The sequence below is a fragment of the Stenotrophomonas sp. SRS1 genome (assembly GCF_026130205.1).
GTDB classification, from domain to species: Bacteria; Pseudomonadota; Gammaproteobacteria; order Xanthomonadales; family Xanthomonadaceae; genus Stenotrophomonas; species Stenotrophomonas rhizophila_B.
This window is the reverse complement of record NZ_JAINFD010000004.1, coordinates 255,449-273,761: the sequence shown is the minus strand read 5'-3', so window position 1 is coordinate 273,761 and position 18,313 is coordinate 255,449. Positions and strand designations below refer to the sequence as shown.

Below are 18,313 nucleotides of genomic sequence, written 5' to 3'. Positions count from 1 at the left end.
CCGCAGCTGTTCGTATCCCATGGATGAGGAAGCCGGGCAGGTCAGCGCACTTCCCAGTCGAACAGATCCATCGCCTTGCGGAATTCGCCATCCACCGGCGCGCTGATGTCCATCGGCGTGCCATCCGGATGCGGGAAGCGCAGGCGCTCGGCGTGCAGGAGCATGCGGTGGATGCCCTGCATGCGGAAGCTGCGGTTGTGGCGACCGTCGCCGTGGCTGGTGTCGCCGATCAGGTGATGCGAGAGGTGCTTGAGGTGGCGGCGGATCTGGCGGAACCGGCCGGTCTGCGGCTGGCAGCGCAGCAGGGCGTAGCGTGAGGTCTCGAACTCGCCCATCGGGATCGCGATCTCGCCCACGGCGACGCGCTGGAAGTGGGTGATCGCCTGTTTCTTGACCGGCTTGCCGGGGCCGCCATCGAGGTCGTGGTCGACCGTGAAAGCCTCGTCGGCCGGCCAGCCGCGGCAGATCGCGAGGTAATCCTTGGTGACGTCGCCGCCCATCAGCGATTTGCCGAGCACGCTGGCGCTTTCGCGATCGAAGGCGAGCAGCAGGCAGCCGCTGGTGGCGCGGTCCAGGCGATGGACGAGGAAGATCGGCTTGCCCAGCTGTTCGCGCAGGCGGTCGGCGAGGAAGTCGTCTTCGCCCCGGGCAAGCTTGCTGTCGTGGACCATCAGCCCGGCGGGCTTGTTGACCACGGCGAGCTGGTCGTCCAGGTGCAGCAGCTGCAGAGGGGGAAGCGCCGCCGGCGCCTCGGCGATGGCCTCGGCCTGCAGCTCGATCGCGCTCATCGGCGCCACCAGGCACTGGCCAGCGAGAACACGCCGGCCGCGCCGGTCACCCAGCTCCACACCGGGGCATCGCCGAAGTACCAGCCACCCGGCTGCAGGCCATACAGCACCGCGGCGACGATCATCAGGCCGACGCCGGCGATCGCCGCCACCGCGCGCTTCTGCAGTTTCTGCACGCTGACATTCAGCGCCGCCAGATCGCGCGAGCGCATCGACAGTTCGTGGTCGCCTTCCACCTGCTGCCGCAGCCAGGCGTGGACCAGGCGCGGCATGTCCGGCGTATGCGTCATGATTTCAGGCAGGCGCTTGCGCACTTCCTTGAGCACGCGGCGCGGGCTGTAACGCTCGCGCAGGATGCGTTCCAGCACCGGTCGCGCGACCGCCCAGATATCCAGTTCCGGATCGAGCTGACGGCCGACCCCTTCGATGTTGAGCAGGGTCTTCTGCAGCAGGATCAGCTGCGGCTGCAGGGTGAGCTCGTAGCGCTGGGCCACGCGGAACAGCTTGATCAGCACCTCGGCCAGCGAGATCTGCGACAGGGGGCGGGTGAAATAGGGTTCGCACACCGAACGCGCGGCCGCTTCGAGTTCATCGATGCGCACGTTGTTGGGCATCCAGCCGGCCTCGACATGCAGCGCAGCCATGCGCCGGTAGTCCTTGTTGAAGATGGCCATGAAGTTCTCGGCCAGGTAGTACTGATCTTCTTCGGACAGCTGGCCCATGATGCCGAAATCCAGCGCGATGAAGCGCGGGTTGTCGCGGCGTGCCGGATCGGTGTCGACCCAGATGTTGCCGGCGTGCGCATCGGCGTGGAAGAAGTTGTCGCGGAACACCTGGGTGTAGAACACCCGCACGCCCTTGGCGGCCAGCGCCTTGCGGTCGATGCCGGCCTTGTCCAGCGCGACGATGTCATCCGACGGAATGCCCCACACGCGCTCCAGGGTCAGCGCGCGCTCGGCGGTATGGCTCCAGATCACTTCCGGTACGTACAGATCGTCCGAGTCGATCCAGTTGCGACGCAGCACGCTGGCATTGGCGCCTTCGCGCTGCAGATCCAGTTCGGCGGCCAGGGTGTTTTCGACTTCGGCGACCACTTCGCGCGGGCGGATCTTGTCGGCACGCGGGTGCGCGCGCTCGATCAGCGCGGCGGCCGATTTGAGCAGCGCGATGTCGGCGTCGATCTGCTTTTCGATGTCCGGGCGCAGCACCTTGACCACCACCTGGCGGCCATCGGCGAGCGTGGCCGCGTGCACCTGCGCGATCGAGGCCGAGGCCAGCGGCTGCAGATCGAAGCTGGCGAAGGCTTCGCTGACCGGGCGGCCGAGCGCACGCTCGACGATGGCCTGCGCGGTGGCGCCGTCGAACGGCTTGACCCGGTCCTGCAGCAGGGTGAGTTCGTTGGCGACGTCGGCCGGGATCAGGTCACGGCGGGTGGAGAGGATCTGGCCGAACTTGACGAAGATCGGGCCGAGGTCCTGCAGCGCCAGGCGCAGGCGCGCACCGCGCGACTGTGCGGCGATGTCGGCCGAGGCGCGTGGCACGAATGGTTTGGCCAGGCGCAGCCAGCGTTCGGCCGGGGTACCCTGGAGCAGATCGTCGAGGCGGTAACGCAGGATGATGCGGCCGATGCGGCTGGCCCGGAAGATCGCCTTCATGGGCCCACCTGCCGCAGGCGCTGGACGCGCACGGCCATGCGTTCAACGTCGTCGCGCATCACGTCCACATCGTCGTGGAAGGCATCCAGTTCTGCTCGGGGTACCACGTCGCGCGACTCCTCGGTGACAAATTCAGCGGCGCTGTGCGCCAGGTCGGACGCGCCGCGGCGGGCGTGCTGCAGTGCCGAGCGCAGGGTGTTGGCGATCTGCACGCCCATCACCTCGCCGAACACGCGCACGAACGGCTGCTGCCAGTCCGGATCGAAACGGGTCGCCAGCTGCTGCAGGCGGCGGGCCAGCTCGGCATCGCCAGAGACCTTGACCCGCCCGGCCGGCGCATCACCGCCGCGGCGTGCATTGGCCAGGAAGGGCAGCTGGGCCAGCACCCCGCCCAGCGTGCTGCGCACGGCCAGGTCTGGCTCCTGCTGCGGATCGACCGGGCCAACCGTGAGGCGCTCCCCGTCCACCCCGATCCGCATCGCCAACGCAGGCGATTCCAGGGTCAGGGCGATGTGGCGGCCATCCAGCGCGGCCAGCGCGCGGCGGGTGTCCGGGTCCAGCGCCAGCGCGCGGTTGAGCGTGAGCTGCAGCGCATTGCCAGCCAGCGGCTTGAGGGAAGAGAGCAGGGAACGGGCCATCACCGCATTCTACCGTGCCCCCTTGAACGGCGGGCGTGCGCAGGCATCACGCGCTGCGCGTTTTGCCATGCACCGCGCGCCGGTCCATCCTGTGTGGCTCCAGAAGACGCAGGAGCGGCAACAGGCATGGGCAAGACCCGGGTAGGCATCATCTTCGGCGGCCGTTCGGCCGAGCACGAGGTCTCGCTGCAGTCGGCGAAGAACATTCTCGATGCGCTGGACAAGGACCGCTTCGAGGTCAGCCTGATCGGCATCGACAAGCAGGGCCAGTGGCACGTGAGCGACCCGCGCGACTTCCTGCTCAATGCCGGCGACCCGGCACGGATCGCACTGCACCGCTCGGGCAATACGGTGGCGGTGCGGCCGGGCCTGGAGCGCCAGCAGCTGGTTCCGACCGATCCGGCCACCGCACTGGAGCAGATCGACGTGGTGTTCCCGATCGTGCACGGCACGCTGGGCGAGGACGGCTCGCTGCAGGGCCTGCTGCGCATGGTCAACCTGCCCTTCGTGGGCTCGGGCGTGCTGGGCTCGGCAGTGGCGATGGACAAGGACGTGGCCAAGCGCCTGCTGCGCGATGCCGGGCTGGCGGTGGCGCCGTTCGCCTGCTTCAACCGGGTCACTGCGGCCCAGGCCGATTACACCGCGCTGGTCGCCGCGCTGGGCACGCCGCTGTTCGTGAAGCCGGCCAACCAGGGCTCTTCGGTGGGTGTGAGCAAGGTGCGCAACGAGGCGGACTTCCATACCGCCCTCGCGCTGGCGCTGTCGTTCGATCACAAGGCGCTGGTGGAAGCGGCGATCGACGGCCGCGAGATCGAGTGCGCGGTGCTCGGCAATGAACACCCCGAAGCCAGCGTCTGTGGCGAGGTGGTCGTGCACGATGATTTCTATTCGTACGACACCAAGTACATCAGCGAGACCGGTGCCGACATCGTGGTGCCGGCGGCCATCACCGATGCGGAGCAGTCCCGTATCCGGGAGATCGCCGTGCAGGCCTACCAGGCACTGGAGTGTGCCGGCCTGGCACGCGTGGATGTGTTCCTGACCGCGGCTGGCGAGGTGGTGATCAACGAGATCAACACGCTGCCTGGCTTCACCCGCATCAGCATGTACCCGAAGCTGTGGGCGGCCAGTGGGCTGGATTACACCGCGCTGATCACGCGGCTGCTGGAACTGGCGATGGAACGGCATGCGCACGAGCGCGATCTGCGCAGCGCCATCGCAACGACGGCCTGAACACCGTTGCCGATGTCAGGCCGTCGTTATTTCCGCAGCGCGTCCCACGCCGGAGAGAGGTGGCGCGGGACGCGCCGGACACTAGGTCCGCTTGCGGAACATCGAAACCACAGCCAGGATCAGGAAAACGACGAACAGGATCCAGGCGACGTTGCTGGCGGCGCCGGCAATGCCCGAGAAACCAAGCACCGCCGCGATGATGGCGATGACAAAAAAGATGACGGCGTAATGCAGCATGTCGACCCTCGCGTTGATGCGTGCCGGAGTTGGCGTGGGGCCATGTTCACCAACCTGCGGTGTTCAGGGAGTGATGGAATCCTGTGCGTTCGATGAAGATGCCAGCCGGGCCAGCCCTTCTTCGATACTGACCAAGGGCACATAACCGAAGTCGCGGCGCGCCGGTTCCATGCTGTACCAGTGCGGGGTGCACAGCTGCTCGGCCAGAAAGCGGGTCATCGGCGGTTCGCCGCGCAGGCGCAGCAGCGGCCACAGCCGCTCGCAGACCGCGCCGATCCGGTAGGCCGCCTTGAAGCTGATCGACTTCGTCACCGGCGGGGCATCCACCGCGGCCAGCAGCTTGTTGAGGAGCTCGCGCATCGGCAGCGGCTCGCCGTTGGAAATGAAGTACGCCTTGCCGGCGCAGGCCGCGCCCGGGGCCAGGTGTTCCAGGGCCAGGAAGTGGGCCAGCGCGGCGTTGTCGATGTAGGTGGTGTCCACCTTGTTCTGCCCATCGCCGACGAAGCGCAGGCGGCCGGCGCGGGCGCGCTCGGCCAGGCGCGGCACCAGCTGCAGGTCGCCCGGGCCCCAGATCAAGCGGGGCCGCAGCGCCACCGTGGCCAGCTGCGCATCGTTGGCCGCCAGCACGCGCTGCTCGGCGATGGCCTTGGTGGCCGCGTACGGCGCCTGGAAGTTCTCGCCATACGGCACCTCGTCCGCACCCAGGCCTTCGACCGGATGCGTGGCGCGATGGGTCACGCTGGGCGTGGAGGTGTAGACGAGCTTGCCCACGCCGTGCGCGCGGCAGGCCGCGATGACATTGTCGGTGCCGACCACGTTGGCCTGGTGATAGCTGTCGTAGCTGCCCCAGGCGCCGGCCTTGGCCCCGTTGTGGAAGACCGCATCGACCCCGGCCACCGCGTGCAGCACCGCCTGCGCATCGGCCAGGTCGCCGCGGATCTGGCCCACGCCCATCGCCTGGAGCGCGGGGTAGTGGCCGCGGTTGAACGCCAGCACCTGATGACCGCGGGCGATCAGCCCCTTGCACAGGGCCTGGCCGAGGAAGCCACCGCCGCCGGTAACGAGGATCTTCATGCGTGCTGCTCCAGTTGCGCGGTGGCCCAGACCGTGAGCTTCTCGCGGCCGATCTTGGCGTTGTGGCGGATGTCGACCGGGAAGCCCGGGTGCGGCAGGAACTGTTCGATGCGCGCGGTGTGCGCATGTGCGGCCGCTTCACGGCGCAGGCGCTCGACCAGGGCGGGCGAATCCACGGTGCCGGGCTGCAGTTCGTAGCACAGCACCGGCCGCTGCCGGCCCGGCGCGCCCACGCCGACCAGCGCGGTCCGTGCGATGCCGTCCAGCGCGTTGAACACCGGCTCGACCTGCTCGGTGTACAGCGGCCCCTGCGCGGTTTCCACGCGCTGGGTCTTGCGCCCACAGAACCACAGCCGGCCCTGCGCATCGAAGTAGCCGACATCGCCCATCCGGTGCACGACCCGGGCGCTGCCATCGGCCAGGGTTTCGGTGATCTTCGCCGCGGCGGTGGCCTGCGGGCGGTTGAAGTAGCTGTCGGTGGCGGTCGGGCCGGCCACGGTGATCTCGCCCACCTCGCCGGCGGCCAGCACGCGCGCCTGCGACCATGACGGCAGCGGCGCGTCGTCGATGGCGATGATGCGCACCTCGTTCGGCGCGACCACACGGCCGACACAGGTACCGGTGCCGGCCTCGGTGGCCTGGCGGGTGTTCTCCAGCTCGCGGCCTTCGATCACCGCCACCGGCAGGCACTCGGTGGCGCCGTAGGGGGTCCAGAACTGGGCGTCGTCGGGCAGCAGGCGGCGGATCCGCGCCACCACGTCCGGCGGCACCGGTGCCCCGGCCGAGGTCACCCGCCGCACGCTCGGCAGCGGCTGGCCGTGATCCGCCAGGACCCGCATCAGCGCGGGCGAACCGAACAGCTGGGTGACGCCGAAGCGGTTGATGGCGTCATGCAGCTTGCGCGGATCGGCCTGGGCCGGGCGGGTCGGATCCATGTCCGGGATCACCGAGGTCAGCCCCAGTGCCGGATCGAACAGCGCGAACGGCGGGAAGGTCGGCAGATCCACCCCACCCGGCTCCATCCCGAAGGCGGCGCGCAGCAGGTCGACCTGGCCGACGAAATGACGGTGGCGGTAGACCACGCCCTTGGGCACACCGGTGGATCCGCTGGTGAACAGGATCGCCGCGACATCCTCGCCATCGGTCGGGGCCAGTGCAGGCGCCGCCGTGGCGCCCTGGGCTTCCAGCCGGGCCAGGGTGGTGCCACCCCAGCCCCAGCGGCGGCCGACGGTCACCAGCAGGCGCGCAGAGCGGCACCAGCGCAGCACCAGGCGCGCCACATGGGCCAGGCCGATGCCGATGAAGGCCTGCGGCTGGGCCTCGTCCAGGCATTGCTTCAGCGCGCGCTTGTCGATGCCCGGGTCGACCAGCACCGGGACCGCGCCGTTCTTGAACAGCGCGAACATCAGCAGGAAGAACTCCGGCGAGGGCCGCACCATCACCACCGCGCGCACGCCGCGGCCGATGCCATGCGCGGCCAGGCCGGCCGCCATCGCGTCGCTGCGGGTGTTGAGGGTGCGGTAATCCAGGGTGACGTCATAACGCGCCATGCCGCCGGGCCCGGGCTTGCCGGGGCAGCGGATGGCGATCTGGTCGGGGCGTTCACGGGCCAGCTCGGGCAGGCGCGCGGCGATGTTGATGGCGCTGTTCATCCGTTCATTGTCGCCGCTGCAGAAAAATCTTGCGCGCCGGCCGGTGGCGTGGAAAATTCGCGCCCTTCCCTCCTGCTTCGCTGCCGCCCAAGGCCGGTGCCCCATGCCCCATCCCTGCCTCACCTGCGGCGCCTGCTGCACCCAATACCGTGTGGCCTTCCATTGGATGGAATCGGACGAGGTCACCCCCGGTGGCGTCCCGCACGAGCTCACCCAGGTGCTGGACCCGCACCGCCTGTGCATGCGCGGCACCCTGTCCAAGCCGGTGTACTGCGTGGCGCTGGATGCGGAGATCGGCGTGTATTCGCGCTGCAGCATCCACCCCAACCGCCCCAGCGTGTGCCGTGAGGTGGATGCCTCGTGGGAGTACGGCAAGGCCAGCCCCCAGTGCGACAAGGCGCGCGTGGCGCACGGCATGCCGGCGCTGACCCTGGCCGACTGGCGCTGGCGGGACGAGGCGGGCAATGACGATGATCACCCCGATGACAACGGCAATTCGCCGGCGCCGCCGCAGGCACCGATCGCGGCGTAACTGGCGGGCGCCCGGGGTTACGGCGCGAGGGCAGAAGCAGCCGACCAGCGGTCGGCTCTACCGGTGACGGGATCGGATGCGACCCAGCGTCGATACCACACGATCAGATCGGGTTCGCGTCCAGAAACGCGCGGATCTTCGGCACCAGCACCTCGTGCTTGTCTTCCAGCACATAATGCCCGGCATCCTCGAAGGCATGCACCTGCGCCTGCGGCAGTGCGGCCTGGAAGCCCTTCAGGAAGTGGTGGTCGAACACGAAATCACGCAGCCCCCAGCCGATGAAGGCGGGACGGTCGGCGTAGCTGGGCAGGGTCTGGCCGGAACGCTCCAGCAGCGACCAGGCTTTGTCGGCCGGCGACAGCGGGATGTCCTGCATGAAGCGGATGGTGCTGATGCGGTTGGCGTAGCTGTTGTACGGCGACACATAGGCGCGGCGCACATCGGCCGGCATCTTCCGCTCCACGCCCAGCCACGAGGCACCGGACGAGAACGCGTTGAAGGTGCGGATGATCCACTCACCCACCGTCCAGTGGCGGCCCAGCGCGATCTGCCACGGCATTTTCTTCGCGGCCGGCATCGGGAAGGCGGCGGTGTTGAGGACCACCAGGCGCTTGACCTGCGCGTGGTGCGACAACGCCCAGCCGAAGCCGATCATGCCGCCCCAGTCGTGCACGGCCAGGGTCACCGGGCCGCTGATGCCCAGGTGCGCGAGCAGCGCGTCGAGGTCATCCACGCGCGACTGCAGGGTGTAGTCGTAGTGCGCGTCATCGGGCTTGTCCGACAGGCCCATGCCGATATGATCCGGCACGATGCAGCGGTATCTGTCCGACAAGCCGGCCACCAGGGTGCGCCAGTAATAGCTCCACGACGGATTGCCGTGGACCATCACCACCACCTCGCCATCGCGCGGGCCTTCGTCGAGATAGTTCATCGACAGGCCGGGGCGCACCTCGAAGCGGTGCGGATGGGCGGGGTAACCGGGCAGCTGGGGCATGCAAACGCACCTGTGAAAAGGGCCGGCAGAACCGGCCCTTGATGTTCAATTCCAACGCCGCAGCAGCCTGCGGCGACTGGTTTACCAGACCACTTCGGCCATCGAGCAGTTCAGGCCCGAGCCGATGCCGAGCAGCGCGATGCGATCGCCCTTCTTCAGCTTGCCCAGCTGCTTGAGCTTGCTCAGCACGATCGGCACCGAGGCTGGACCGATGTTGCCGTGCTCGCCGAAGATCGTCATCACCTTCTTCGGGTCGATGCCGAAGTTCTTGATGAAGGCGGCGGTGTGCGGCTGGCTGACCTGGTGGATCACGAACTGGTCCAGTTCCTCCACGGCCCAGCCCAGTGCTTCACGGGCGGCGACGAAGGTCTTCTGGGCCAGCTTGATGCCTTCGATCAGCAGCATGCGGGTGTCGGTGACCATGCGGTCCAGGTTGCCGCGGCACAGCTGGTTCCACTCGGTGGCCGAGCGGGTCACGCCACCACGGTAACGCGGGGCATCGGGCACCAGCTCGGTGCGCGCCATGACCATCGCCGCGGCACCGCAGCCCAGGGTCAGGGCGGCCATCTCGTTGCGGAAGTCATCGGCGGTCACGCCCGGCAGGGCCATGCGCTCGAGGGTCTTCTCGTACACCAGGTTGGCGGTTTCACCGTCGACGATCAGCGCGTAGTCGATCTCGCCGCGTTCGAGCATGCGGGCGGCGATGTCCATGCCGTTGATGAAGGCCAGGCAGGCATTGGCGACGTCGAAGGTCATGCATTCGTCGCCGACCCCCAGGTTGCCCGAGACGATGCTGGCCGTGGACGGCTCCAGGTAGTCGCGGCTGACCGAGGTGTTGACCAGCAGGCCGATCTTGTCGGCGCCGATCCCGGCGTCTTCCAGTGCTTTGCGGGCGGCCAGCGTGGCGGCGTCGGAGGCCAGCATGTCGGCATCCCACAGGCGGCGGGCGTGGATGCCCGCGATATCGCCGAGCACATCGGTACGGATGCCAAGGCGATCCAGCGTCGGCTTCAGCCGTTCGTTGATTTCCTTGGACGTCAGCGTGTGCGGCGCGTCGATGTGCGCCAAGCCGGCGATCGAGACATTCTTGAAGAGCATCAGTTAGCGCCAAGGCTCAGGCAAAGGGGGCGCTATTGTAAGCCGGCACGGCTTTCACCGCACCTTTACGAATTCACGCCCGGGCGTATGGTCCGGGCGCGGGGTGAAGGGTTCAGCGTGGCGGGCACTGGAAGGCCAGGAAACGCTGGCTGCCATCGGCGGGCAGGCCCGAGGCCTGCACGGCATTGGCTCCGGCACTGGGTGCCTCGTTGCGGGCCAGGGTTTCCAGCTCTTCCTGCACACGCAACGGGTTGCGGTTGTAGAAACCCACCTTGCTCTTCACGGTGACCACCACCTCGCCCTTGCTCTGGCAGCCGCTCGGCGCGGGACCGGCCGGCAGCACGCGGACCGTCTTGCCGGAGGACTCGATCGGCACCCAGGTGCAGGCGGAAACGCTGAGGATCAGGGCGGACAGAAGCAGAATGCGCATGGACAAGGCCTGGCTGGAATACGTAAGGGAGTGTGCGGGAAACAACTGAATCGGGGGTGATCAGGGGCCGGGATGGTTCCCGGCGCCTGAGGGCGGGTCAGCGCGATGGCTGACCCGCTGTCGGCATCACCGGGCCTTGGGTGCCGCCGCCGGAGCAGCCGGAGCAGCCGGAGCCACCACCTTGCCTTCGGCATCGATCACCTGCACCTGACCGAAGTTGAGCGCACGCACCGGCGCCTCGGTCTGCTTGAGGTCACCCACCACCACCCAGGTCAGCGCGTTCGGGTCCAGCGTGGCCGCGGCCTGCTGCACCTGGGCCGGGGTCATCGCCTCGATCTCAGCCTTGCGCTGGACCACATAGTCGTCCGGGCGCTGGTACCGCACGATCCCGCTGATGGTGCCCATCACCGCGCTGGCGGTCTCGTAGGCACCGGGCAGGCTCAGGTTCTGGATGTTGCGGATGCGCGCCACTTCGGCCGGGGTGGCCGGCTTGGCACCGCTGGCGAACTCGGCGATCTCCTTGCGCATCTCCTGCATCGACTCGGCGGTCTTGTCGATCTGCACCGGTGCGCGGGCGCCCCACGGGCGCTGGCCCAGGGTGTTGCTGGCGCTGCTGCCGGCGCCGTAGGACCAGTGCTTCTGCTCACGCAGGTTCATGTTCAGGCGCGAGGTGAAATCACCGCCGAGCACGCCGTTGGCGATGTCGAAGCGGGTCGAACCCGGGTCCTTGGAGGAAGGCACCACCTGGCTGGCGAACAGGTTGGCCTGCACCGCGCCCGGCTGGTCGATCAGGTACACACGGGCCTGGGTCGGCCGTGCCACATCCACCGGGGCCTTGACCTGCGGCGCCGGACCCTCGGCCTTCCAGTTGCCGAGCTGGCGTTCCAGCAAGGGCACGATTTCCTTCAGCGTGGTGTCGCCGACCACGATCAGGGTGCCCTGCTCCGGGCGCAGCCAATCACGGTGGAAATCGACCAGGTCTTCGCGGGTCATGGACTGGATGTCCACTTCATTGCCGCTGCCGGTGAACGGGATGGCATACGGATGGCCGGCGCCGTACAGCAGCGTCGGCATCACGCGCATGGCCACGGCGCTCGGGTTGACCTTTTCCTGCTGGATGCCGGCGATCCAGGTCGCCTTGATGCGGTCGATCTCGCTCTGGTCGAAACGCGGCTGGCGCAGCATGTCCGCATACAGGGCCAGCGACGGGGCCAGGTTTTCCTTCAGCGCGGACAGGTACACGCTGGTGCTGTCCAGCGAGGCGGAGGCATCGAGCTTGGCGCCCAGTGCATCGACCGCATCGGCGAACGGCAGCGCGCCGAGCTTGCCGGCGCCCTCTGTGAGCAGGCCCATGGTGAAGTTCGCGGTGCCGGACTTGCGGCCCTGGTCGGCAGTGAAGCCGCCCGGGAACTCATAGCTGAACTGCACGACCGGGATGTCGTGACGCTCGGCCAGGATCACCTGGGTGCCGTTCTTCAGCGTGGCGCGGTGCAGCTCTGGGAACTTCAGGTCCGGGAAGGTCTTGGTCTGCGGCACGCCGGTGCTGCGGTCGACCTGCTTGGCCAGGGTCGTGAAGCTGGGATCCACCGCGGGCACGGTGAACGGCTTGGGCGTTTCCGAGGGCAGTTCGGCCAGGGCAACGCGCGCGCCGGGTTCGACCACGATCGTGTGGTCCCCAGCACCCAGCCACTTGGCACCGACATCACGCACCTGCGCAGCGGTGGCCGCATCGATGGTGGCCAGCGACTTGCGGAAGCAGCCCGGGTCACCTTCGTACACGGTGCACTCGGCCAGCGCGTCGGCCTTGCCGCCGAAACCGCCGATGCGCTCGATGCCGCGGATGAAGCCGGCGCGGAAGGCAGTCTTGCCGCGGCTCAGCTCATCGGCGGTCGGACCGTCCTTGGCCAGGCGCTTGACCTCCTCATCGATGATCGCCTCGACCTTGGCCGGGTCCACGCCCTGCTTGACGCTTGCCATGATCACGAAGTTCGAGCCCAGCTGCGAGCTGTAGGCGCCGGCGCTGATGTTGTCCACCAGCTTGTCCTGGTGCAGCAGGCGCTGGTCCAGGCGCGAGGACTTCGCACCGCCGAGAACCTGCGCGAACAGCTGCAGCTGGTCGATGTCGGTGGTGCCGACCTGGGCGACGTTCCACGCGCGGTAGATGCGCGCCTGCGGCACCTTGTCGGTCATCACCTCACGCGTGCTCTTCTCACGCTTGGCCACGTCCACCTTGGGCTGGGCCATGCTCGGGCCGGCCGGGATGTCGCCGAAGTACCTGGCGACCTTTTCCTTCGCCGTGGCCAGATCGATGTCACCGGCCAGCACCAGCACCGCGTTGTTCGGGCCGTACCAGGTGCGGAACCAGGTCTTCACGTCGTCCAGCGAGGCGGCGTTGAGATCGTTCATCGAGCCGATCACGCTGTGATGATACGGATGCCCTGCCGGGTACATCGCGCGGGTCAGCTTTTCCCAGACCTGGCCATACGGCTGGTTCTCGCCCTGGCGCTTTTCGTTCTGGACCACGCCGCGCTGTTCGTCCAGGGCGGCCTGGTCGATCGCACCGAGCAGATGGCCCATGCGGTCGGACTCCATCCACAGCGCCATGTCCAGCGCCGTGGTCGGCACGTTTTCGAAGTAATTGGTGCGGTCGGTATTGGTCGTGCCGTTCTGGCCGGTCACGCCGACCTGCTTGAAGGGCTCGAAATACTCGCCGTCGTGGTTCTCGCTGCCCTGGAACATCAGGTGTTCGAACAGGTGCGCAAAACCGGTGCGCCCGGCGGGTTCGTCCTTGCTGCCCACGTGGTACCAGATGTTGACAGCCACGATCGGTGCCTTGCGGTCGGTGTGCACCACCACGCGCAGGCCATTGGGCAGGGTGAACTGCTCGAACGGAATGTCGACCTTGGCCACCGTGGCCGGCTTGGCCAGGACCGGTGCGGGCGCCAGTGAGCCCAGTGCGGCGGAGAGCGCTACAGCCAGCAGCGCGGCACGCGGTCGAAGTTGGACGGTCATTCCGGATCCTTGGTCATGAAAGTGAAGCCGGATGCTAGCGCGCCGCCCGGGCAAAAGGCATCGGCCAACAGTCATTGGGGGCAAAACGGACAGTGCCGAAGCTCTCCAGCGGACACCTGTCCGGACGGCGGACACCTCACTCCGCAAAAAAATCCTTTGAAATCAACAGATAAAACTTGGCACGCGTCCTGCGTGGTACTGGGCAACGGAAGCAAGGATCAAACCGAAACTGACTGGATGCTGAACAAAAACAAGAAAGATCAAATTGTTCTTGCACGCCCCGAACCGGTGTACTACCTTACTACCACACCACTGCTCACCAACACTAAACAGGACCTCGCCATGAACACCAAGACGCTCGCCATCGCCATCGCCCTCGCCGCCGGCTCCGCATTTGCTTCGTCGGTGCAGGCCGCCCCCGCCATCGTCACCCTGGACACCGTGCAGGTCCGCCCGTCGGCCGACCAGATCAGCCAGGCCGAGGTTGAGCGCACCAGCAGCATCCCGACCCTGGCCGTCGTGGAAGTCCGCCCGACCGCCGGCCTGATCGCCGATTACCGTGCCGAGCTGTCCGCCAACCGCCGCGTCACCACGCTGGCCGCCATCGAAGTTCGCCCGACCGCCGAACAGCGCCAGGCCCTGGCTGCCGAACAGACCACCGACCGCGGCTACGTCGCCACCTTCACCGCTGCCGCCACCGCGGTGGCCAACGAAGTGATCATCAACCTGCCGACCCTGCAGGTGCGTCCGTCGCCGGCCGATCTGCAGGCCCTGGCCCTGGAAACCGCTGCCGCCGCCGCCTCGACCGCTGCCTCGACCCTGATCCGCCAGTAAGCCGTCGCTGCAGCCTCCTGCAGCCACGGCGTACACTTTGCCGATGACTGCCACGCCCACGTTCCATGTTGTCCTGTTCCAACCCGAAATCCCGCCGAACACCGGCAATGTGATCCGCCTCTGCGCCAACACCGGCGCGCGGCTGCACCTGATCGAGCCGCTCGGTTTCGACCTGAGCGACAAGCAGCTCAAGCGTGCCGGCCTGGACTATCACGAGTACGCCCGACTGCAGGTCCATCCAGATCTTGAGACCGCCCTGCAGGTGATTGCGCCCAAGCGCCTGTTCGCGCTGAGTACCCGCGGCAGCGTGCGTTACGACACCCAGCACTTTGAAGATGGCGATGCCTTCCTGTTCGGCCCGGAAACCCGTGGCCTGCCCCAGGACCTGCTCGACAGCCTGCCCCACGGCCGCCGCCTGCGCCTGCCGATGCGACCGGACAACCGCAGCCTCAACCTGTCCAACACCGTTGCGGTGGTGATGTACGAGGCGTGGCGCCAGAACGGGTTTGCCGGCGGGGAATGACTCAGAAAGCGTTGATGCCCGTGAGCTCGCGCCCGATCACCAGCTGGTGCACGGTCTCGGTGCCCTCGTAGGTGATCACCGATTCCAGATTGAGTGCATGCCGGATCGCCACGTGCTCGGTGGTGATGCCCGCGCCGCCGAGCAGATCGCGGCACTCGCGCGCGATGTCGATGGCCATGCGGCAGTTGTTCCACTTGGCCAGGCTCACCTGCTGCGGCTGCAGCTGCCCCGCATCCTTCAGCCGGCCCAGCTGCAAGGCCAGCAACTGGCCCGTGGTGATCCGCCGCGCCATGTCGGCCAGCTTGATCTGCGCACTCTGCGTAGCCGCCACCGGCCGGCCGAACAGCACGCGCTGCTTGGTGTAGGCCAGCGCTTCATCCAGGCACGCCACCGCGGCACCGATCGGGCCCCAGCTGATGCCGTAGCGCGCCTGGTTCAAGCAGCCCAGCGGGCCTTTGAGGCCCTGCACGTTGGGCAGGCGGTTACGGTCGGGCACGCGCACATTGTCAAAGAACAGCGCACCCGTCAGCGAGGCGCGCAGGCTCATCTTGTGCTTGATCTCCTGCGTGCTGAAGCCGGCCATGCCCTTCTCGAGCACGAAGCCCTGGATCCCGTCTTCGGTGTGCGCCCAGATGATCGCGATGTCCGCCACCGGCCCACTGGTGATCCACATCTTGCTGCCGTTGATCAGCCAGTCACCACCATCACGCACCGCGCGGGTCTTCATCGCCGCCGGATCGGAGCCGCCATGCGCTTCGGTCAGGCCGAAGCAGCCGATCACCTTGCCGGTGGCCATGTCCGGCAACCAGCGCAGGCGCTGTTCTTCGCTGCCGTAGGCGTAGATCGGGTACATGCACAGCGAGCTCTGCACCGAAACAAAACTGCGCAGGCCCGAATCGCCGCGCTCCAGTTCCTGGCAGATCAAGCCGTAGCTCACCGCGTTCAATCCACCGCCGCCGTACTGCTCGGGCAGACTGGAGCCAAGCAGACCCAGGGCAGCGATCTCGGGGATCAGTTCATCAGGAAAGCGGCCTTCATCAAAGGCATCACCGATGATCGGCAGCACCCGGGTATCGGTGAAGCGCGCCACCGTCGCCTGCACCGCGCGCTCCTCCTCGCTCAGCAGCGAACGGATATCGAACAGATCGAACGGATTGAGTGACATGGCATCCCGGCAGGTGGCGGTGGAACAGGCCTCCATTGTGGTCGCTGCGCGGGTAAGGGCCAAGAGACGGGATGCCGCGCCCATTGCTGCATCGCAGCATATCGGCATCGATCGCGCACCAACACCGCTGTCATCGTCGGCGATCTAGGCTTAAATGCGTCGTGCCGGTACTCTGGCGCACTGATCCACCGTTTCGCCGTGGTGTGACACGCGCGATTCCCAGGCAACCGCCGCCGTTCACCCCGCGGCACTACCCAAGAGTTACGCAGCCCCATGAGCGAAGCAATCAACGTCCTGCCCCCGCGTGAAGTGATGGAATTCGATGTGGTGATCGTCGGTGGCGGCCCCGCTGGCCTGGCCACCGCGATCCGGCTGCGCCAGCGCGCCATCGAGGCCGGCCGCGAGCTGTCGGTGTGCATCCTGGAGAAGGGGTCTGAACCCGGCGCGCACATCCTGTCCGGCGCGGTGATGGATCCACGCGCGTTGACCGAACTGTTCCCGGACTGGGCCGAGCGCGGCGCGCCACTGAAGCAGAAGGTCACCCGCGACGAGTTCCTGTTCCTCAATGAAACCGGCGCGCGCAGCACGCCCAACGCGTTGCTGCCGGAGTGCTTCCACAACGAAGGCAACTACATCGTCAGCCTCGGCGAGGTCACCCGCTGGCTGGCGCAGCAGGCCGAAGCGCTGGAGGTGGCGATCTTCCCCGGCTTCCCGGCGGCGGAAGTGCTGTACAGCGACGATGGCGCGGTGATCGGCGTGGCCACCGGCGACATGGGCATCGAGAAGAACGGTCAGCCCGGCCCGGCGTTCGAGCGCGGCATGGCGCTGCACGCCAAGTACACGATCTTCGCCGAAGGCTCGCGCGGGCATCTCGGCCGCCAGCTGATCGCCCGCTTCCAGCTGGATGCCGGCAAGGATCCGCAGGCCTACGGCATCGGCATCAAGGAACTGTGGCAGATCGATCCGGCCAGGCACGAGCCGGGCCTGGTGGTGCACGCCGCCGGCTGGCCGCTGGATAACGATACCTACGGCGGCGCGTTCCTGTACCACGCCGAGGGTGGCAAGGTATCGATCGGCTATGTGGTCGGCCTGGACTACAAGAATCCGTGGCTGAGCCCGTTCGAAGAGTTCCAGCGCTTCAAGACGCACCCGGACATCCGCAAGCACCTGGAAGGGGGCAAGCGCATCGGCTACGGCGCGCGCGCGATCACCGCCGGTGGTTTGATGTCGCTGCCCAAGACCGTGTTCCCGGGTGGCGCGCTGGTCGGCTGCGAGGCCGGCTACCTCAACGTCAGCCGGATCAAGGGCAGCCATGCCGCGATCAAGACCGGCATGCTCGCCGCCGATGCGGCCTTCGATGCGCTCGCCGCCGATCGTCAGCACGATGAGTTGAGCGCCTATCCGCAGGCGTTCGAGAGCAGCTGGCTGCATGCCGAGCTGCAGCAGGCCAAGAACTTCAAGCAGTGGTTCAAGAAGGGCCAGACCGTGGCCACGTTGATGACCGGCATCGAGCAGTGGCTGCTGCCCAAGCTCGGCATCCGCAATCCGCCGTGGACGCTGCGCCACAGCACCCCGGACCACGCCTGCCTGGAGCCGGCGTCGAAGCACGCGAAGATCACTTATCCCAAGCCCGATGGCGTGCTCACCTTCGACCGCCTCAGCTCGGTGTTCCTGAGCAGCACCAACCACGCCGAAGACCAGCCCAGCCACCTGACGCTCAAGGACGCCAGCGTGCCGGTGCGGATCAACCTGAGCGAATACGCCGGGCCGGAAGCGCGTTACTGCCCGGCGGGCGTGTACGAGTTCGTCGGCAGCGATGGGCACGAACAGTTGCAGATCAACGCGCAGAACTGCGTGCACTGCAAGACCTGCGACATCAAGGACCCGACCCAGAACATCGTCTGGGTGACCCCGCAGGGCGGTGGCGGTCCGAACTACTCGGGCATGTGATCGCAACGGCCTGCGACCACCGGTCGCAGGCCATCGGGCGCGGCAGTCACCGCCGCGCTCGCTATCCTGAGCGTCCTGTTGGACGTGACCGCTGCGCCATGGCCCCTGCTTTCCGATCGATAGTGCCGTTGCTGGCCTGCCTGCTGCTGGCGGCGTGTTCGCGCGCCCCGCAGACGCCGGAGCAGGCCCATCACCAGGATCTGCAGCGCGCGTTCGCAATCTGCGCCGGCTGCCACACGGTCAGCCCCGGCGGCGTCCACCGCTTCGGCCCGAACCTGCACGGGGTGATCGGCCGGCGCGCCGGCAGTGTCACCGGCTACCCGTACTCCAACGCCATGCGCGAGGCCGGGCTGACCTGGAACGAGCAGACCCTGGATGCGTTCCTGCGCTCGCCGACCCGCGTGGTGCCGGGCACCCGCATGGTCAACACCACCGCCGATCCGGAGCGCCGCCGGCAGGTGATCGAGTACCTGCAGCAGCAGCGCTGACCTCATCGCC

Annotated in this window: 17 protein-coding genes; 6 read left to right on the top strand and 11 right to left on the bottom strand. The window is 67.5% G+C overall.

Features of this window, described 5'->3' with window-relative positions; genetic code table 11:
- Window positions 1-41: 41 nt before the first annotated feature.
- From K4043_RS16260 to K4043_RS16250, 3 genes are read right to left on the bottom strand one after another with little or no spacing between them, the layout of a single operon-like run.
- A complete protein-coding gene (locus K4043_RS16260; RefSeq protein ID WP_265309939.1) occupies window positions 42-788 on the bottom strand; it encodes a pseudouridine synthase in 747 nt (248 codons plus the stop codon).
- Window positions 785-2,443 (bottom strand): ubiquinone biosynthesis regulatory protein kinase UbiB, encoded by a 1,659-nt coding sequence (ubiB, locus tag K4043_RS16255; RefSeq protein ID WP_019184870.1) that lies wholly within the window; start codon window positions 2,441-2,443, stop codon window positions 785-787. The genes K4043_RS16260 and ubiB overlap by 4 nt, the downstream gene beginning before the upstream one ends.
- The gene (locus K4043_RS16250) at window positions 2,440-3,081 is read right to left on the bottom strand and encodes an SCP2 sterol-binding domain-containing protein (RefSeq protein WP_265309938.1); all 642 of its coding nucleotides are present in this window, start codon (window positions 3,079-3,081) and stop codon (window positions 2,440-2,442) included. The genes ubiB and K4043_RS16250 overlap by 4 nt, the downstream gene beginning before the upstream one ends.
- 126 nt (window positions 3,082-3,207) lie before the next feature.
- Here K4043_RS16250 and ddlA point away from each other — a divergent pair, with 126 nt between their 5' ends.
- The gene (gene ddlA / locus K4043_RS16245) at window positions 3,208-4,314 is read left to right on the top strand and encodes a D-alanine--D-alanine ligase (RefSeq protein WP_265309937.1); all 1,107 of its coding nucleotides are present in this window, start codon (window positions 3,208-3,210) and stop codon (window positions 4,312-4,314) included.
- Window positions 4,315-4,395: 81 nt separating this feature from the next.
- Here the strand turns inward: ddlA and K4043_RS16240 are convergent, their stop codons facing one another.
- The 3 genes from K4043_RS16240 to oleC form a co-directional block, all read right to left on the bottom strand.
- Window positions 4,396-4,551 carry a DUF1328 domain-containing protein gene (locus K4043_RS16240; RefSeq protein ID WP_019184873.1) on the bottom strand — a complete coding sequence of 52 codons (156 nt, stop codon included), beginning with the start codon at window positions 4,549-4,551 and terminating at the stop codon, window positions 4,396-4,398.
- A gap of 63 nt (window positions 4,552-4,614) precedes the next feature.
- Complete coding sequence (gene oleD / locus K4043_RS16235; protein ID WP_265309936.1) at window positions 4,615-5,625, bottom strand: 2-alkyl-3-oxoalkanoate reductase; 1,011 nt, start codon at window positions 5,623-5,625, stop codon at window positions 4,615-4,617.
- Window positions 5,622-7,277 (bottom strand): olefin beta-lactone synthetase, encoded by a 1,656-nt coding sequence (gene oleC, locus K4043_RS16230; RefSeq protein ID WP_265309935.1) that lies wholly within the window; start codon window positions 7,275-7,277, stop codon window positions 5,622-5,624. The genes oleD and oleC overlap by 4 nt, the downstream gene beginning before the upstream one ends.
- Before the next feature lie 103 nt (window positions 7,278-7,380).
- On the opposite strand from oleC, the gene K4043_RS16225 reads away from it, so the two are divergent.
- Window positions 7,381-7,809, top strand: a complete 429-nt coding sequence (locus K4043_RS16225; protein WP_121044414.1) for a YkgJ family cysteine cluster protein — start codon at window positions 7,381-7,383, stop codon at window positions 7,807-7,809.
- A gap of 103 nt (window positions 7,810-7,912) precedes the next feature.
- Here K4043_RS16225 and K4043_RS16220 read toward each other — a convergent pair whose 3' ends face one another.
- The 4 genes from K4043_RS16220 to K4043_RS16205 form a co-directional block, all read right to left on the bottom strand.
- On the bottom strand, window positions 7,913-8,803 hold the full coding sequence (locus tag K4043_RS16220; protein WP_265309934.1) for an alpha/beta fold hydrolase: 891 nt from the start codon (window positions 8,801-8,803) through the stop codon (window positions 7,913-7,915).
- Window positions 8,804-8,884: 81 nt separating this feature from the next.
- Window positions 8,885-9,901: a 3-oxoacyl-ACP synthase III gene (locus K4043_RS16215; RefSeq protein ID WP_019184878.1), complete on the bottom strand. Its 1,017-nt coding sequence runs from the start codon at window positions 9,899-9,901 to the stop codon at window positions 8,885-8,887.
- A gap of 112 nt (window positions 9,902-10,013) precedes the next feature.
- Window positions 10,014-10,331 carry a DUF4156 domain-containing protein gene (locus K4043_RS16210; RefSeq protein ID WP_088434811.1) on the bottom strand — a complete coding sequence of 106 codons (318 nt, stop codon included), beginning with the start codon at window positions 10,329-10,331 and terminating at the stop codon, window positions 10,014-10,016.
- A 126-nt stretch (window positions 10,332-10,457) separates the two neighbouring features.
- The gene (locus K4043_RS16205) at window positions 10,458-13,343 is read right to left on the bottom strand and encodes a pitrilysin family protein (protein ID WP_265309933.1); all 2,886 of its coding nucleotides are present in this window, start codon (window positions 13,341-13,343) and stop codon (window positions 10,458-10,460) included.
- 342 nt (window positions 13,344-13,685) lie between these two features.
- Here K4043_RS16205 and K4043_RS16200 point away from each other — a divergent pair, with 342 nt between their 5' ends.
- Both K4043_RS16200 and trmL read left to right on the top strand, forming a co-directional pair.
- Window positions 13,686-14,177, top strand: coding sequence for a hypothetical protein (locus tag K4043_RS16200; RefSeq protein ID WP_265309932.1), 492 nt, complete (start codon window positions 13,686-13,688; stop codon window positions 14,175-14,177).
- Between the two features lie 43 nt (window positions 14,178-14,220).
- On the top strand, window positions 14,221-14,700 hold the full coding sequence (gene trmL, locus K4043_RS16195; RefSeq protein ID WP_123731066.1) for a tRNA (uridine(34)/cytosine(34)/5-carboxymethylaminomethyluridine(34)-2'-O)-methyltransferase TrmL: 480 nt from the start codon (window positions 14,221-14,223) through the stop codon (window positions 14,698-14,700).
- A gap of 1 nt (window position 14,701) precedes the next feature.
- On the opposite strand, the gene K4043_RS16190 is transcribed toward trmL, so the two are convergent.
- Complete coding sequence (locus K4043_RS16190) at window positions 14,702-15,865, bottom strand: acyl-CoA dehydrogenase family protein (protein ID WP_259260588.1); 1,164 nt, start codon at window positions 15,863-15,865, stop codon at window positions 14,702-14,704.
- A gap of 273 nt (window positions 15,866-16,138) precedes the next feature.
- Between K4043_RS16190 and K4043_RS16185 the strand changes: the two genes are divergently transcribed.
- Together K4043_RS16185 and K4043_RS16180 are read left to right on the top strand one after the other, a co-directional pair.
- Window positions 16,139-17,815 (top strand): electron transfer flavoprotein-ubiquinone oxidoreductase, encoded by a 1,677-nt coding sequence (locus K4043_RS16185; RefSeq protein WP_265309931.1) that lies wholly within the window; start codon window positions 16,139-16,141, stop codon window positions 17,813-17,815.
- A gap of 98 nt (window positions 17,816-17,913) precedes the next feature.
- A complete protein-coding gene (locus K4043_RS16180) occupies window positions 17,914-18,303 on the top strand; it encodes a c-type cytochrome (protein WP_265309930.1) in 390 nt (129 codons plus the stop codon).
- Window positions 18,304-18,313: the final 10 nt, after the last annotated feature.